The organism is Brucella pseudogrignonensis (assembly GCF_002252525.1).
GTDB classification, from domain to species: domain Bacteria; phylum Pseudomonadota; class Alphaproteobacteria; order Rhizobiales; family Rhizobiaceae; genus Brucella; species Brucella pseudogrignonensis.
This window is the reverse complement of sequence record NZ_NNRM01000048.1, coordinates 1-15,332: the sequence shown is the minus strand read 5'-3', so window position 1 is coordinate 15,332 and position 15,332 is coordinate 1. Positions and strand designations below refer to the sequence as shown.

The window sequence follows — 15,332 nt, the reverse complement described above, 5'->3', positions numbered from 1 at the left end:
CTGCGGGGCGGATATTTGTAACTGGGAGGAATGATATGAAGCTTGGGAAAATTCTTTTGGCATCCGCCGCACTCGCCACATTGATGGCAAGCGGTAGCGCATTTGCCGACACATCATCGAAAAAGATCGCCTTCTCCAACAATTACGCCGGTAACTCATGGCGTCAGGCCATGCTACAGAGTTGGGACAAGGTGACGAAGGAAGCCGTCAGCGCAGGTGCAGTTTCTGCAGCAGATGCTTTCACAACCGCTGAAAATCAGGCCACCGAACAGGCAGCGCAAATCCAGAACATGATTTTGCAAGGCTATGATGCCATCGTTATCAATGCCGCATCGCCAACCGCTCTTAACGGCGCAGTGAAAGAAGCCTGCGATGCGGGCATCACAGTCGTTTCGTTCGACGGCATTGTCACCGAGCCTTGCGCATGGCGTATTGCGGTTGACTTCAAGGCCATGGGCGAAGGCCAGGTTGAATATCTCGCAAAGCGTCTGCCAGAAGGCGGAAATCTGCTTGAAATTCGCGGCCTTGCAGGCGTTTCCGTTGATGACGAAATGCACGCAGGTATTCAGGAAGGCGTGAAGAAGCATCCGAACTTCAAAATCGTAGGCTCTGTGCATGGTGACTGGGCTGCAGATGTTGCACAGCGCGCAGTCGCAGGTGTTCTGCCAAGTCTGCCGAAGATTGACGCCGTGGTAACGCAGGGCGGCGACGGTTATGGTGCTGCACAGGCCTTTGCTGCTGCAAAGCGCGAAACGCCGATCATCATCATGGGCAACCGTGAAGACGAACTGCAGTGGTGGAAGCAGCAGAAAGATGCGAACGGCTATGAAACCATGTCGGTTTCCATCGCGCCGGGCGTTTCAACACTCGCTTTCTGGGTCGCACAGCAAATTCTTGATGGCAAAGAAGTCAAGAAAGACCTCGTTGTTCCGTTTCTGAGCGTCAGCCAGGAATCGCTCGATAAGGATCTCGGCAATACCCAGAAGGGTGGCGTTGCGAATGTCGAATATTCGCTGGAAGACGCACAGAAGGTCATCGCAGAAGCGAAGTAAACCTTTTCTCCCAGGGGGTGGGCGTGTCTCATGCCTGCCCCTCCCTTATCTCCAATACAGTTCGGATGCATGTCTCATTCAATCGACAAAGGCGAGGTCGTCGCCGCACGCAATATTCGCGTGCAGTTCGGTGCGGTTAAGGCACTGGATGGCGCTGAACTTGTTATCCATGAAGGCGAATGTGTCGGACTTGTCGGCCATAATGGCGCGGGCAAATCCACTATCGTCAATGTCATCAATGGCGGCCTCACCCCGCATGAAGGCAGCCTCTCCTATCACGGTGAGGCAGGCCATGGCGTGGCGACTGCCCGCAAGCACGGCATCCGCTGCGTCTTTCAGGAGCTGTCGCTTTTCCCCAATCTGACAATTGCCGAAAATGTCCGCATCATGCAGCGCGACCTTACGGGCGCGAACTGGCGCGGCAAGGCTGTTGATCTCATTGCAAAAAAGCTCAGTGAGATTTTCCCCGGTCACAAGATCGATTGCGCGGCAACCGTTGATGAGTTGTCTATTGCTGAACGGCAGATGGTTGAAATCGCCATCAATTTCACCGCTCCCGGCACACCGCCAAAGCTCGTTATTCTCGATGAGCCGACCTCATCGCTCGATGCAGGCATTGCTGCACAGCTGATGGCCTATGTGCGTCGCTTTGTCGGCACAGGTGGTTCGGTGATCCTCATTTCGCATATGCTTGGTGAAATCCTCTCAACATCCGACCGCATCGTCGTGATGAAAGACGGTAAGGTTGTCGCCAATCGCACAGCAGGCGATTTCACAAACCGCAGCCTTGTCGAAGCCATGGGCAGTGTCGAACGTGAAAAAGCGGCACGCCGCGCAGCAAAAACCGACACAACGGGCACAGCTGTTCTCTCTGCAAAAAAACGCCCCCATGACAGCAAGCCGTTTCAGGCTTTCAAGGGCGAAGTTATCGGCCTCGCTGGACTTGCCGGTCACGGTCAAACCAAGATGCTGCTCGATCTTTATTATGCACGTCGGCCAAACTGGTTGCCTGCACGCAATTGCGAAATCGCCTTCGTGGCAGGTGATCGCAGCCTTAACGGCACGTTTCCGCTCTGGAGCATCCTGCACAATCTCACCATAGGTTCGCTTGATCGCCTTTCATCGTTGAAGCTTGTCGATCAGTCACGCGAAGATCAGCTCGGCTCACAATGGAAAGACAAGATCCAGATCCGCACACCCGATATGGACAATCGCATCCTTTCGCTTTCCGGCGGCAATCAGCAAAAAGTTCTTTTTGCCCGCGCCCTTGCCACCACTGCCGACGCCATCCTGATGGACGATCCCATGCGCGGCGTGGATGTTGGCACCAAGCAGGAAGTCTATGAAATCCTGCGCCATGAAGCAGAAAATGGCCGTACCTTTGTCTGGTATTCCACCGAAATGGACGAGATCGAACTATGTGATCGTGTCTATGTCTTCCGTGACGGTGCAATCGTGACAGAACTGGTCGGCGACGAAATCACGGAAAAGAACGTGCTTGCTGCATCCTTTGAGGGAGGACACGAATAATGCGTCTCTCCGCTTCATCCCTCCGCCTGCTTACGCCGGTTTTCTCGCTCGCTTTACTGCTGGCCGCTGTTTTCTATATGCAGCCGCGTGCCATGAGCTATACCGGCCTTAACCTGCTGTTCAATCTCGCAGTACCGATTGCACTCGCAACAATCGCGCAGATGCTTATCATGGCGGTCAATGACCTTGATCTCTCGATGGGAACCTTCGTGAGCTTCGTGGTCTGTGTAGCCGCGACCTATCTCAACACGGCGCCCCTGATCGGTGTTCTGATCCTTGCAGCAGCGATTGCAGCCTATGCAGCACTGGGTGCCATCATCCATCTGCGCAATCTGCCATCTATCGTCGTCACACTCGGAATGTCGTTCGTGTGGGGTGGCTTGGCAGTTCTGCTCCTGCCCTCACCCGGCGGTCAGGCACCTGACTGGGCACGCTGGATTATGACAACCAAGCCGCCATTTGTGCCGATGGCAATCGTTGCAAGCATTCTGATTGCTATTGTCACGCATTTCATCGTCATGCGCACAACATTCGGTGTGCTGATGCGTGGTGCAGGTGGCAATGGGCGTTCCATTGAGCGTGCGGGCTGGTCAATCACCGCAATCCGCGCCGGAACCTATGCCCTTGCTGCCTTTTTTGCGGTGCTTGCCGGTATCGCGCTTGTGGGGCTGACCACCTCGGCAGATGCCAATATCGCGCTGCGTTATACGCTGCTCTCCATTGCCGGTGTCATACTTGGTGGTGGTGAATTTGTTGGCGGCCGCATTTCTCCCGTTGGCGCAGTCATCGGAGCGCTGACACTAACCCTTGCGGGTTCATTCCTCTCCTTCATGCGTATCTCACCTGACTGGCAGATTGGCGCGCAGGGAGGAATCCTCATCGTCGTGCTTGCGCTTCGCCTCTTCCTCAATCGCCTCGACCGCCGGGAGAAAAAGCAATGAGCGCTGTCTCCGTTCTCACAAGTCGTCCATGGATATGGTCGTTCATCGCAACCATTGCGGTCTGGATTATCACCGTATTGTTTACGGGTGGCGCGGGTGCCGCAGGGCTTTCTCACGCGGCTTTCACCTTCGCATCGTTCTCGGTGATTGTCGGCCTCGGGCAGATGTTCGTCATCACGCTTGGTCCCGGCAATATCGACCTCTCGGTTCCTGCAACCATGACGCTTGCCGCAACATTGGCATTGAAGCTGATGGACTCGCAAGACAGCATGGTGCTGGCAGGGCTTGCGGTTGCACTTCTGATCGGCCTTGGTATTGGCATCTGCAATTATGCGCTGATCAAGCTGCTGCGCATCCCGCCAATCATCGCAACCCTGTCGATGAGCTTTCTTATCCAGTCGACCGCCATCTGGAGCAATCGCGGTCTGCGCGTAAAGCCGCCTGAAGTTCTGGCACAGTTCACCACCTCCTCTGTCTTTGGCATTCCCAATGTTGCAATCGTGGCCCTGCTCCTGTCGGTTTTAGGCTGGGTGCTTCTCAAGAAAAGCATTTATGGCCGCTGGATTTCAGCCATCGGGCAAAATCCGTTTGCAGCACGTATGGCAGGTGTTCCAGTCGATGGCACACGCTTCGTGACCTATCTGCTCTGCGCAGTTCTGGCTTCGCTCTGCGGCTTCCTGCTTGCCTGTTTTTCTGGTGGCGCAGCACTCAATATGGGCGCTGAATATCTGCTGATGTCGATTGCAGTCGTCATCATTGGTGGCACGGCCGTAGCAGGTGGCGATTCCAACATCCCTGGTATTTGGGGTGCCGCACTCTTCATGTTCCTCATAGTCTCAATGCTCAACACCTACGGCTTTGGTGCCGGTGTTCGTCTGGTCCTGACAGGGCTCACCATCATTGCGGTGATTTTCCTTGCCAGCAGCCGCAGACCTGAGCGTTAAACAACATTCCCCGGAGCTATTTCCTTGTCCCAAAATCATTCGATTTACGAAATTCACGACGAACGATTCAGACAGATGTTTGTTTCGAGCGCTGGTCTTGATGAACTTTATAGCGATTGTCGCTGGGCTGAAGGCCCGGTCTGGTTTAGTGATCTGAACTGCCTGCTATGGAGCGACATTCCCAACCAGCGTATTTTGCGTTGGGTGCCGGAAGGCGGTGTTTCTGTGTTCCGCCAGCCTTCGAATTTTGCCAATGGCAATACGCGCGACCGTGAAGGACGGCTCGTTTCCTGTGAGCATGGCGGGCGTCGTGTTACCCGCACGGAAGTTGACGGTAGCATCACCGTGCTTGCGGACAGCTATCAGGGCAAGAAGCTCAACGCACCAAATGATGTTATCGTACGCTCTGACGGCACCATTTGGTTTACCGATCCGACCTACGGCATTTTGGCAGATTATGAAGGCTATAAAGCTGATCCCGAACAGCCAACACGCAATGTCTATCGACTTGATCCTAAAAGCGGCGAGCTTACTGCCGTCATCACAGACTTTGTGCAGCCAAACGGCCTCGCATTTTCGCCCGATGAAACAAAGCTGTTTGTTGCCGACAGCGCCTATAGCCACGACGAAAAAGCGCCCCGTCATATCCGGGTTTTCGATGTCGTTGATGACGGCAAGCGTGTCACAGGTGGTAATATTTTCTGCACGATTGATAACGGCCTGCCAGATGGCTTTCGCTTCGACACGGACGGCAATCTTTGGACAAGCGCAGGCGACGGCGTTCATTGTTTCTCGCCAGAAGGCCAGCTTCTCGGCAAGATCAAGACGCCACAAACTGTTGCAAATGTCACTTTTGGCGGCCCACGTCGCAACCGGCTTTTCATTGCGGCAACGAAATCGCTCTACGCGGTCTACTTGACCGTCACGGGTGCGCAGTATCCGTAGTTAAAAAAGCGGCGACCTGTCAAAAAGCCAAGTCGCCGCTGAATAATGCTCACAATAATTGATATTAAAACAGCCTTTTTCACATTCCATCTTTAAAACTGCCTAAGCAGAGCGGAATGCAAATATTCTTTCTTTATTCAAACTGAACCGTCTTCTCTTCACGAATAGCTTATGCGAATCGAATTCGGCCCGCATATCTGGAACCAGAAATAACAATACATTCGCAATATGACTGCATCGTACATTCAGGTGATGCTGCCCAACTCAAGCGGTTGAAACGGCACTTATCCAAACACGAGATGCCCCATATAAACAAACCGTCAATGAAACGGAAACAGTTTGTCAACAAAATGGGTCACAATAGCGTGACAAACTTAAGTAAAAAGTGAAACATATTATCGTTTTATAAGCATCAACAAATTATATAAATTAGGTAACTCTACTTTAATAACAACTTTTATTAAGAGTTGTTTCTGCTAGCGCTGAATCATTGAAACCGCTCTGTCTCTTTGTTTTATCGCATTATCCGACGCAAAACCGGTTCCCATTTTTGCTGGAAATATTCTAATTTAGCTTATGCTGATTGCTTTAGATGCAGCTGTTCATGACCTGGTGCGCGATAGCGAATATGGCAACCGCGTACTCCATAGTATTCGACGTCGACTTCAACACCGAAAACACTGCGAATACATTCGGCCCGTAGTACCTCGCGCGGAGTACCCAGCGCCACAATCTGCCCCTTGTTCATCACCGCGATACGATCACAGAACATCGCCGCATGGTTGAGGTCATGAAGTGCCGCAACAACTGTTAGCTCTTGACGCCTGACAAGATCGAGCAAACCAATCTGGTGGCCAATATCGAGATGATTGGTCGGCTCATCCAGAAGCAGAATCTGAGGCTCCTGCGCAAGCGCACGCGCAATATGCACGCGCTGACGTTCACCACCTGAAAGCGTATGCCAATATCGATTGGCCAGATGCGCCATATCCACATTGGCTAAAGCCCGTTCGACAATGACATCATCCGCATCAGACCATGGCGATAAAGCACCCAGATAGGGTGTCCGCCCCAGTTCAACGGCTTGCCGTGCAGTGATGCGATCAGTTGTGCCTGCCTGCTGCTCGACAAGCGCAAGTTTGCGCGCGATCTCGCGACGGTTAAGCTTATGGATCGGCGTTCCGCACAATTTTACTTCGCCAGCGCGACTACGACGCACACCGGAAAGCAGTGAAAGCAAACTCGTTTTACCGGACCCATTCGGTCCAATAATGCCGAGGAATTCCCCTTCTTTCACATCAAGCGAAACATCCCGCAGAATTTCTGCGCCACCTGCCGACCAGCCAACATTTTTCGTCGAAAGCATCATGATTGATCCCTCCTCTGCCCGAGCAAGAGCGCAAAGGCCGGTGCGCCGACCAGAGCCGTAATTACCCCGATGGGTAGAACCTGACCCGGAATGATTATTCGTGACAGGATATCGGCGAGGATCATGAAGATTGCACCAATCAGTGCGGCTGCTGGCAACAATCGCCCATGGCGAACACCGACGACCATTCGGGCTGCATGCGGAATAACCAGACCGATAAATCCGATTGAGCCAACAATGGAAACCATGACCGCAGTCATCATTGCACTGACACCAATCAGAACCGCGTAAACGCGACGCACTGGAATACCCAGCGAGGCGGCAGATTCAGAGCCGAAGGTGAAGGCATCAAGCGCCCGTGCGTGCCAAAGGCAAATTGCAAGGCCAATGATACATGCAGGAAAGGCAAGTGCCGCGTCAGGCCAGCGGACACCCGACAGATTGCCGAGAAGCCAGAACATGATGCCGCGAGCTTGCTCGGCATTTGCCGCCTTCGTCACGATAAACGAAGTCAATGCGTTGAAGAGCTGAGACCCCGCGATACCTGCCAGAATGATTGCACTGTTTCCTCGCCCTGCTCTTAGCGCCAGCAGCGAGACCAGAAGAAATGCTATGATCGCACCTATGAACGCACCCAGCGAAAGCGACAGAACACCAGCGCCAATGCCTAGAATGGCAACGCTGACCGCACCTGTGGACGCACCTGCGGAAATGCCCAGAATATAAGGGTCAGCCAATGAGTTACGTAGAAGCGATTGCAGCACCACACCGGAAAGGGCAAGAGCTGCACCACAACATGCGGCAACCACCGCACGACTGAGACGATAACTCCAGACAATACCTTCATCTATCGGCTCAAGCGGATAGCCCGCATTCCAGACGCGGTTGGCGATTGTTTTCGCCACCACGTCCAGAGGTATCGCAGTTTCACCAATTGCAGCGCCCAGCCACAAGGCACCGAGAAGCAGGACAAGCGCCAGCGCTACGAAAAGCAATCTGCCGCTCATGCCCTTGCCAAGTTGAATGCCAGAAGTGGCTGCGTTTGCTATCACTTGTTGAGATCCGAAGCGGCAATATCCGCAGCAAGCGTTTCAATACCTTCGATCACGCGGAGCGAAGTGCTCATCGACTGCGCATCCATATCGAAGACATGGCCGCCTGAGACGGCTGGCATCAGCTTGGTAACAGCATCACTTTCAAGGAACTGGTGCTTCACAGCAATGTCGTCGGCAGGATAACGACGGCGATCAAGCTTCGCTGCAACGATCATCGACGGGTTGGATTTCGCGATTGTTTCCCAACCAACAGTTGGCCACTCTTCTTCGCTCTCGATCACATTCTTGATGCCAAGCGCGGAAAGGATATAGGCAGGAGCACCAAATTTACCGGCAGCATAGGGATCGGCATCGATCTGCGTGCTGGAGAACCAGACCATCGCAGAAAGTTTGCCATTGGTAGAGCCAATTTTCTCACGCGCAGCAGCTTCACGAGCCTTCAAGTCCGCAACGAGCTTTTCACCGCGATCCTGTACGTTGAAGATCTCGGCAAGTTCAGTGATTTCCTGATAGACAATTTCCATCTTGAAAGGTGCCGTGCGGACGCCATCGCCGCCGCCGGAATTATCCTTGCCTATACAATCGGAGGGTGAGGTGTAGGTTGGAATACCCAGTTCTTCAAATTGTTCAGGCTTGCCGACGATGCCCATCGGGCCAACGTGCCACTGAAAATCAGCAGTGACGATTTCAGGCTTTTCCGCCAGCACACTTTCAAAGCTTGGGTCATTGTCCGCAAGGCGCTTGACCTTTGCATTAACTTCTTCAAAACCCTTCAGAACAGGGCCAAACCAGACAGCAGTACCGACAACTTTGTCGCCAAGACCGAGGCTGTAAAGAATTTCTGTACTGCTCTGACCAACGGCCACAGCGCGGGTTGGTGCCTGTTTGAACGTAACATCGCGACCGCAATTTTTCAGCGTCAGCGGATACTGAGTTTCAGCAGCTTGTGCAGCGAAGCCACTCGTAAGAATAGCAACTGCTGAGAAGGCAACGCGAAACGACGTCTTGCCGATAAAGTTCATTTAAAACCCCGAAATGATAAGAGAAAAAGCCGCATCAAACGGCGGAAGCGATCCGGCGCGTAAAGAAGACGGACATATCCGGGGATATGAATGACGATGGGAGGCAACGTCCTGCGACGCTTAAAGCTGTCATAACCAACTCTCCTGCACCGGGCATCCCCGCCCGTGACAATGGACTACGTTAGACGGCAGGTCTCCTGGCTCACAGATATTCGCTGTTCATCTGCCTTCCCGAGCTGTTTGGAACAGTCTCAGTGACATGACGCTTTGAGGCATCACAAGGATGAACGGCAATCCGCTTACAGTTGCGGGGGCAGCCACGGTCTCGGTCCCTTTTGGGTCGTCCTCACCGTGTTCCCTATTAATCCCCTTCACTCTCGGTCGGGGAACCGTCGTAACTGTATTACATCGCGCCGATATAAGCGTCAAGCGAGCCGGGTCGCTTATTCAGCCTTATAAAATCGCCATATAAGACTTTTTGCTAATACGATATTGCAAGTAAAAACAAGCGATGCTGCTTGCTGGTATATTGTAATTCTCTCCTGTAGTCTCCAGATCAGGAGTCTCTGCTTGGGAAGCAGGGGTTTTTGAGGAGGGCTGTCGCAAAGACAGCAACAAAATGCACGCAAAGTGCATTCAGGGAGGATTTATGCGTAAATGGATTCTGGCCATTTCGTCGGTGGCAGCACTTGCAATGGCGGGCGCGGCTTCGGCAGAAGATTACAAGGTATTGGCGCCAGCAGCACCGGGCGGCGGCTGGGACCAGACAGCACGCACCATGCAGAACGTGCTTCAGGATGAAAAGATTTCCGGCAGCGTTCAGGTCATTAACGTTCCGGGCGCAGGTGGCACGATTGGCCTGGCTCAGTTCGTCAACCAGAACAAGGGCGACCCGAGCCAGCTCATCGTTGGCGGCTATGTCATGGTCGGTGCGATCCTGACCAACAATTCGCCCGTCAATCTCGACGCGATCACGCCAATCGCCCGTCTCACCGGCGAATATGAAGCCATCGTCGTTCCGGCATCGTCCGACATTCAGAACCTCGGCGATCTTGTTGCCAAGCTCAAGGCCGATCCGGGCTCCGTTTCCTGGGGCGGCGGCTCGGCAGGTGGTACGGACCACATTACAGCTGGTCTTTTTGCCAAGGCCGCAGGCGTTGACCCAACAAAAGTCAACTACATTGCCTTTTCCGGTGGTGGTGAAGCGCTCGCTGCAATTCTTGGCAATCAGGTAACAGTCGGCATTTCCGGCTATGGCGAATTCGACCCACAGATCAAGGCTGGTACGCTTCGCATTATCGGTATTTCCAGCGATGAACGCGTTGAAGGCATCGACGCTCCAACCTTCAAGGAAGGTGGCGTCGACGTTTCGATCCAGAACTGGCGCATGGTCGGCGCCGCTCCGGGCATCACCGCCGAACAGGAAGCGGCCGTCAATGCGGATATCGAAAAGATGGTGAAGTCTGAATCCTGGCAGAAGGCACTGGCCGACAAGGGCTGGGCCGATACCTATCTTGCAGGCGATGCTTTTAAAGAGCAGCTCAAGAAAGATGTGGCGTCCACTGAAACCATCCTCAAGGAAATCGGCCTCGTCAAATGACAGGATCTGAACAGCATGGAGAGCGCCGTTCCGTTGGAACGGCGCCAGACTACGCAGCTCTTGTCATAGCCCTAATCCTTGCTGCAATTGCTATCGCAATTGCCTGGTCAACGGCCTATGGCAACAATGTGCTGTCTTACTCGCCCGTTGGGCCTAAAACCGTGCCCTATATCATTGCAGCTGGGCTATTCATCCTGTCTATCTGGACCGTAATCAGCGCATTGAAGGGCGAGTTTCCCGAACGTGAACATCAGGAAATTGCACCTATGGCGTGGATTGTCGGCGGTCTGGTTGTCCAGATGCTGACCATGAAAACCATGGGCTTTTCCATCGCAACGGGCTTGCTGTTTGCAGCAACGGCGCGCGGATTTGGCTATCGCAAATTCTGGATAAGCGTGCCGGTCGGCATCGTCTTCTCATTCGTCATCTGGTTCATTTTTGCACGCGGCCTGCAGCTATCGCTGCCATCAGGCTGGCTTGAACAATTCGTTTAAGGCGAAAGAACATGGATACAATCACTCTGCTCGCCAACGGACTACTGGTGGCCCTTGAGCCATCAAACCTTATTTACGCGCTGATTGGCGTCACACTTGGTACGGCTGTTGGCGTGCTACCGGGCATCGGCCCAGCACTTACAGTGGCATTGCTCCTGCCCGTTACCTATAAACTCGACCCCGCCGGTTCTCTCATCATGTTTGCCGGTATTTATTACGGCGGCATGTATGGCGGATCGACCACCTCGATCTTGCTGAATACCCCCGGAGAAAGCGCCTCCATCGTCACGGCATTGGAGGGCAATAAAATGGCCCGAGCGGGGCGCGGCGGACCAGCCCTTGCAACCGCTGCAATCGGCTCGTTCATTGCAGGCCTGATTGCAACGCTGGCTTTGGCATTCGTGGCCCCATGGGTGGTGAAATTCGCCCTCTCCTTCGGACCTTCGGAATATTTCGCGCTCATGCTGCTTGCCTTCATGACCGTCTCGGCGGCATTTGGCGATTCCACATTGCGCGGCCTAACCTCGCTGTTCATCGGTCTGACGCTTGGCCTTATCGGCATTGATCAGCTGACCGGACAGGCCCGTCTGGTCATGGGTACGCCGAACCTGCTCGATGGCATCAATGTTACCACACTTGCGGTGGCGCTGTTTGCTATTGGTGAGACTTTGGCGGTGGTTTCCAAAAAGCTTAGCCCCGACGATGAAGTCATCGCCGTCAAAGGCTCAGTCTGGATGACCAAGAATGACTGGAAGCGCTCGTGGATGCCATGGCTGCGTGGAACGGCAATCGGCTTTCCGATTGGCGCTATGCCAGCGGGCGGCGCGGACGTTTCAAGCTTTCTGTCCTATTCGGCAGAACGCCAATTCTCCAAACATCCGGAAGAGTTCGGTAAAGGCGCCATTGAAGGCGTTGCAGGTCCGGAAGCCGCCAACAATGCATCGGCTGCGGGTACTCTCGTGCCACTGCTGACGCTCGGTCTGCCAACCACTGCAACGGCGGCAATCATGCTGGCTGGTTTCCAGCAATTCGGCTTGCAGCCGGGACCATTGCTCTTTGTCACCAATGCACCGCTGGTTTGGGGGCTGGTTGCAAGCCTTCTGGTCGCCAATCTGATGCTGCTGGTGCTAAACCTGCCGCTGATCGGCCTCTGGGTGAAGATGCTCACCATCCCTCGCCACTGGCTTTATGCGGGCATTCTGGTCTTCGCTACACTTGGTACTATTGGTGCCAACGCATCGACATCAATGCTGTTTGGTCTTCCGGTATCGTTTGAACTGGGTCTGCTTCTGGCTTTCGGTTTGCTTGGCTATGTGCTGCGCCGCTTCTCATACCCGATTGCACCGGTTGTTGTGGGTCTGATCCTCGGACCGATGGCAGAGAAAAGTCTGCGTCAGGCACTGCAGATCAGCCAGGGAAACCCGATGACACTGGTTCATTCATGGGTATCGATAACGCTGATTGCACTGGCAATCGCGGCAGTCGTCGTGCCAATGATTATGCGCCAGCGCGGCAAGGGCGAATTGCTCAAACAAATGGCAACTGACGAAGACTAGAGCATAGTCCGACCAGAGTGAAATGTACTCAAAAAACAAAAAGCCCCGGGAAACCGGGGCTTTACTTCAATAAACAACTACAAGCTTAGTCGTGGATCTTACGGAACTGAGCCACGTCGATGCCGAGCGTCTCAAGGTCTTTTGCCATTGGCTGATGGCCAACACGCAGGGCAGCAGATGCGCGAACGGCACTACCGAATTGCGCAAAGGCACGACCGAAACGATTATTAAAGCGGACAAACATTTTCATCTCCATCACGGACACCTTATTGGTCCGCAGCCTTGAGATGGTGTTTCACAACTTCTGTTTGAAGTGCTGCCTTTGCATAAGAGCTATGCAGAAACTGCATATAACGATATTTATCCCTATTGATTGGGATCAATGAGGCTTCGGTTTTCACCTGCCAATCTGCCCTTATCAAAGGAAGGAGAAAACCATGTCAAACACCCCTCACACGCTTGGTGAAGAGTTTCCCGGTCAGTTGGTTGCCATTCATGCCCTGAAGGCCGCTGACCCGCGTTTCGCTCGCATTCTGGAGGAATATGACTCGGTCAATGACCGTATTCATCGGGCCGAAAGCAAGATAGCACCTGTCAGTCAGGAAGAGGAAACCAACCTGCGCAAGCAGCGGCTTGCACTGAAAGACACCATTGAGCAAGCATTAGCCCAATAACAACTGAGCTGGCCACGGCAGCGGCGGCGCTCTGAATAATTTCTAACGCGTATCTTTGTCCGAAAACCGCCATACATTTTTCGGGATGCGCTCTAGTCGCCTCTGTCTGGCCTTACCGATCTTTCCATCTTTCCAACCGCGATCAGCATGATAACGGCGATGGCCGTTGCCATAATCGCGATGTGCCACAATCCGAGGCCGCTTGCGAGACCGATAGCTGCAGCAAGCCACATGCCCGCACCCGTTGTAATGCCGGTAATCTGTCCTTTGGCAAAGATGATAAAGCCAGCCGCAAGAAATGCCACACCGCTGGTGATCGCTTCTACAAGACGCGAAGGGTCCATGCGGATGTTCTGATCGTCGAAAACCGGCACATTCACCAGCTCAAGCGATACGATTGTGAAGGTTGCTGATGCGAGACAGACCATCATGTGGGTCTTCAACCCTGCCGGTCGCTTTCGCCATTCTCTTTCAAGACCGATAACCGCGCCAAGAAGAGTTGCGAGCAGCATTCTTGCCAATACGACTGGCAGGCTCAGAATATTATCGTGTGTGAATTCAGCCCAGAATTGATCCATGCCCTTCAACGGAAATTCTCGGCTTTTGTTCCGGCGGCTTGAAACGCAATATGTATCCGCAATTCATATTGGTTTTGAAAGATTAGTTGCCGGACGCGGGCGGAACACTTTCGGTGCTTGCGGGAGGCATCGAGCCTTCACTATTGGAAGGCACTTCAGGTGCAATTGCGCTACCGAAAAGCTCAACAAGCAGCCAGACAACTGCAGCTGCAGCTATGCTAACCAGCAAAATTACAAGAACGGGTTTGCCCTCACGACCCTGTCGCGCTTCACGCGGGCTGACCTGTTTCATGAAACAACACCTCCCTTTCTGGACGCTCTTACAATAGCCCAATGATTGGGTAGTGGTTTTGTTCCATAGGGAAGAAGCTAGCCAAAATTGCCCGGCAATATTAAGGGATTCCATGAAGAACGATATCCAGAATCACGAAATTTCAATGGCTTGCTGGAAGCTTCTTTTAAATTGCAAAAAGATGCCGACGTTCCGCTCAAATACAGAGACTTCAGCATGTCACACAACATGCTGCTCTGTTTCAGGCACTGTCTACAGTATATGTTGGAAATTAGATGGTACGGACGGGTGGATTCGAACCACCGACCTCAGGAGCCACAATCCTGCGCTCTAACCAACTGAGCTACGACCGCGTACCTAAATCTCAACGAACTCGCTTCGGTGTCCGTCGACAGGGGGTCACATACGGAGAATCGAACCACATTGCAAGTGATTATAATGATCTTTTTTGAAGATTTCCCCGTTTGTTAGCTCGAAAGCCGCAATCGTTAAAATTCGACGCAATCCGGTTACCATGTTTTATGCATGGTTGTGCATAAACGCGGATTATCCACCGACACATAAAATTGCTTTACCTGCATTAACTAATGGAACAGAAAGTAAGGTCCATATCGAATGCAAATATGGACCCAAACCCGCAAGAGGCTTATTAACAGGTCGTTAAGAGGTTTTTTGGGTGGACGGAAGAACAGGTAAAGGACCGGTATGTCAGGATCATACCCCTTCATCGATATTGCCGCGCTGGATCAAATCCGCGAAGGCTTTGCCAAGGGCGACGCGCAGCTCGTGCTGACGCGCGACTTATCGACAGTGCTTTGGGCAAATGGCGCTGGCGCAAGCCTCTTTGGCCATGATCGTATCGAGGACCTGATCGGTGGCGCCCTTGATTTGCCGGTCGCGACGCGCCGACAGATTACAGCTTCCACCGATGAGACCGACATCGCGCCCAGGATTGTTGCCGTTCGTCTGGGCGGAGGAATGCGGGCCGAACTGACCCGCCTGAAGATTTCGAATATTGTCCTGCCCGATGGCATTGAAGCCTTGCTGATGTCTGTCGACCGGCAGGATGTTAAGCCCGGCGATATTATTTCCGGCCTCGCCGACGACACAACGCATGTCGCGCTGATTGATGCACAGGCGAGAATTCTTGCTGCGAGCTCACGTTTTGCAGCGCTTGATATTTCCGCATCCACCCTTGAAGATCTGATCGTCGAAGCAGAAGATGCGGATGATCACCTGGTCAAGCGGCGTATTCGTGCGGGAAAGCATTCAGTTCCGGG

At 53.2% G+C, this 15,332-nt stretch carries 15 protein-coding genes, 1 tRNA gene, 1 pseudogene and 1 riboswitch; of the genes and pseudogenes, 10 read left to right on the top strand and 7 right to left on the bottom strand.

The window, feature by feature from the left end:
* Positions 1-35: 35 nt before the first annotated feature.
* The 5 genes from CEV34_RS23425 to CEV34_RS23405 all read left to right on the top strand — a co-directional run bounded on the left by CEV34_RS23425 (position 36) and on the right by CEV34_RS23405 (position 5,412).
* On the top strand, positions 36-1,052 hold the full coding sequence (locus CEV34_RS23425; RefSeq protein ID WP_007879627.1) for an ABC transporter substrate-binding protein: 1,017 nt from the start codon (positions 36-38) through the stop codon (positions 1,050-1,052).
* Positions 1,053-1,121: 69 nt separating this feature from the next.
* Positions 1,122-2,582, top strand: a complete 1,461-nt coding sequence (locus CEV34_RS23420) for a sugar ABC transporter ATP-binding protein (protein ID WP_007879628.1) — start codon at positions 1,122-1,124, stop codon at positions 2,580-2,582.
* Entirely contained in the window at positions 2,582-3,523 is a 942-nt protein-coding gene (locus tag CEV34_RS23415; RefSeq protein WP_007879629.1) for an ABC transporter permease, read from the top strand. Before CEV34_RS23420 ends, CEV34_RS23415 begins: the two co-directional genes overlap by 1 nt.
* Positions 3,520-4,467 carry an ABC transporter permease gene (locus CEV34_RS23410; protein ID WP_007879630.1) on the top strand — a complete coding sequence of 316 codons (948 nt, stop codon included), beginning with the start codon at positions 3,520-3,522 and terminating at the stop codon, positions 4,465-4,467. The genes CEV34_RS23415 and CEV34_RS23410 overlap by 4 nt, the downstream gene beginning before the upstream one ends.
* A gap of 75 nt (positions 4,468-4,542) precedes the next feature.
* Positions 4,543-5,412 carry an SMP-30/gluconolactonase/LRE family protein gene (locus CEV34_RS23405; protein WP_094544705.1) on the top strand — a complete coding sequence of 290 codons (870 nt, stop codon included), beginning with the start codon at positions 4,543-4,545 and terminating at the stop codon, positions 5,410-5,412.
* Between the two features lie 574 nt (positions 5,413-5,986).
* On the opposite strand, the gene CEV34_RS23400 is transcribed toward CEV34_RS23405, so the two are convergent.
* Genes CEV34_RS23400 through CEV34_RS23390 form a run of 3 tightly spaced genes read right to left on the bottom strand, consistent with a single transcriptional unit; the run spans position 5,987 to position 8,858 of the window.
* Positions 5,987-6,781, bottom strand: a complete 795-nt coding sequence (locus CEV34_RS23400) for an ABC transporter ATP-binding protein (protein WP_007879632.1) — start codon at positions 6,779-6,781, stop codon at positions 5,987-5,989.
* The gene (locus CEV34_RS23395) at positions 6,778-7,788 is read right to left on the bottom strand and encodes a FecCD family ABC transporter permease (protein ID WP_039860886.1); all 1,011 of its coding nucleotides are present in this window, start codon (positions 7,786-7,788) and stop codon (positions 6,778-6,780) included. The genes CEV34_RS23400 and CEV34_RS23395 overlap by 4 nt, the downstream gene beginning before the upstream one ends.
* A gap of 41 nt (positions 7,789-7,829) precedes the next feature.
* Positions 7,830-8,858 (bottom strand): ABC transporter substrate-binding protein, encoded by a 1,029-nt coding sequence (locus CEV34_RS23390; RefSeq protein ID WP_007879638.1) that lies wholly within the window; start codon positions 8,856-8,858, stop codon positions 7,830-7,832.
* A gap of 170 nt (positions 8,859-9,028) precedes the next feature.
* A riboswitch (cobalamin riboswitch) is annotated at positions 9,029-9,267 on the bottom strand.
* A 240-nt stretch (positions 9,268-9,507) separates the two neighbouring features.
* Between CEV34_RS23390 and CEV34_RS23385 the strand changes: the two genes are divergently transcribed.
* The 3 genes from CEV34_RS23385 to CEV34_RS23375 are packed head-to-tail and all read left to right on the top strand — an operon-like array spanning position 9,508 to position 12,508.
* Positions 9,508-10,458 (top strand): Bug family tripartite tricarboxylate transporter substrate binding protein, encoded by a 951-nt coding sequence (locus tag CEV34_RS23385; protein ID WP_007879642.1) that lies wholly within the window; start codon positions 9,508-9,510, stop codon positions 10,456-10,458.
* Positions 10,455-10,952: a tripartite tricarboxylate transporter TctB family protein gene (locus CEV34_RS23380; RefSeq protein ID WP_007879647.1), complete on the top strand. Its 498-nt coding sequence runs from the start codon at positions 10,455-10,457 to the stop codon at positions 10,950-10,952. Before CEV34_RS23385 ends, CEV34_RS23380 begins: the two co-directional genes overlap by 4 nt.
* Positions 10,953-10,963: 11 nt before the next feature.
* Complete coding sequence (locus CEV34_RS23375) at positions 10,964-12,508, top strand: tripartite tricarboxylate transporter permease (RefSeq protein WP_007879650.1); 1,545 nt, start codon at positions 10,964-10,966, stop codon at positions 12,506-12,508.
* 85 nt (positions 12,509-12,593) lie between these two features.
* Here CEV34_RS23375 and CEV34_RS27175 read toward each other — a convergent pair whose 3' ends face one another.
* On the bottom strand, positions 12,594-12,752 hold the full coding sequence (locus tag CEV34_RS27175) for a hypothetical protein (protein ID WP_171379497.1): 159 nt from the start codon (positions 12,750-12,752) through the stop codon (positions 12,594-12,596).
* 193 nt (positions 12,753-12,945) lie between these two features.
* Here CEV34_RS27175 and CEV34_RS23365 point away from each other — a divergent pair, with 193 nt between their 5' ends.
* Positions 12,946-13,182 (top strand): YdcH family protein, encoded by a 237-nt coding sequence (locus CEV34_RS23365; RefSeq protein ID WP_007879653.1) that lies wholly within the window; start codon positions 12,946-12,948, stop codon positions 13,180-13,182.
* 92 nt (positions 13,183-13,274) lie between these two features.
* On the opposite strand, the gene CEV34_RS23360 is transcribed toward CEV34_RS23365, so the two are convergent.
* The 3 genes from CEV34_RS23360 to CEV34_RS23350 form a co-directional block, all read right to left on the bottom strand.
* Positions 13,275-13,760, bottom strand: a complete 486-nt coding sequence (locus CEV34_RS23360; RefSeq protein WP_094544704.1) for an MgtC/SapB family protein — start codon at positions 13,758-13,760, stop codon at positions 13,275-13,277.
* Positions 13,761-13,842: 82 nt separating this feature from the next.
* Positions 13,843-14,052 (bottom strand): hypothetical protein, encoded by a 210-nt coding sequence (locus CEV34_RS23355; protein ID WP_007879657.1) that lies wholly within the window; start codon positions 14,050-14,052, stop codon positions 13,843-13,845.
* Positions 14,053-14,328: 276 nt separating this feature from the next.
* Positions 14,329-14,405, bottom strand: a tRNA-His gene (locus CEV34_RS23350).
* A 352-nt stretch (positions 14,406-14,757) separates the two neighbouring features.
* Between CEV34_RS23350 and CEV34_RS23345 the strand changes: the two are divergent.
* A pseudogene (locus CEV34_RS23345) lies at positions 14,758-15,332 on the top strand (PAS domain-containing sensor histidine kinase); the annotation flags it as partial.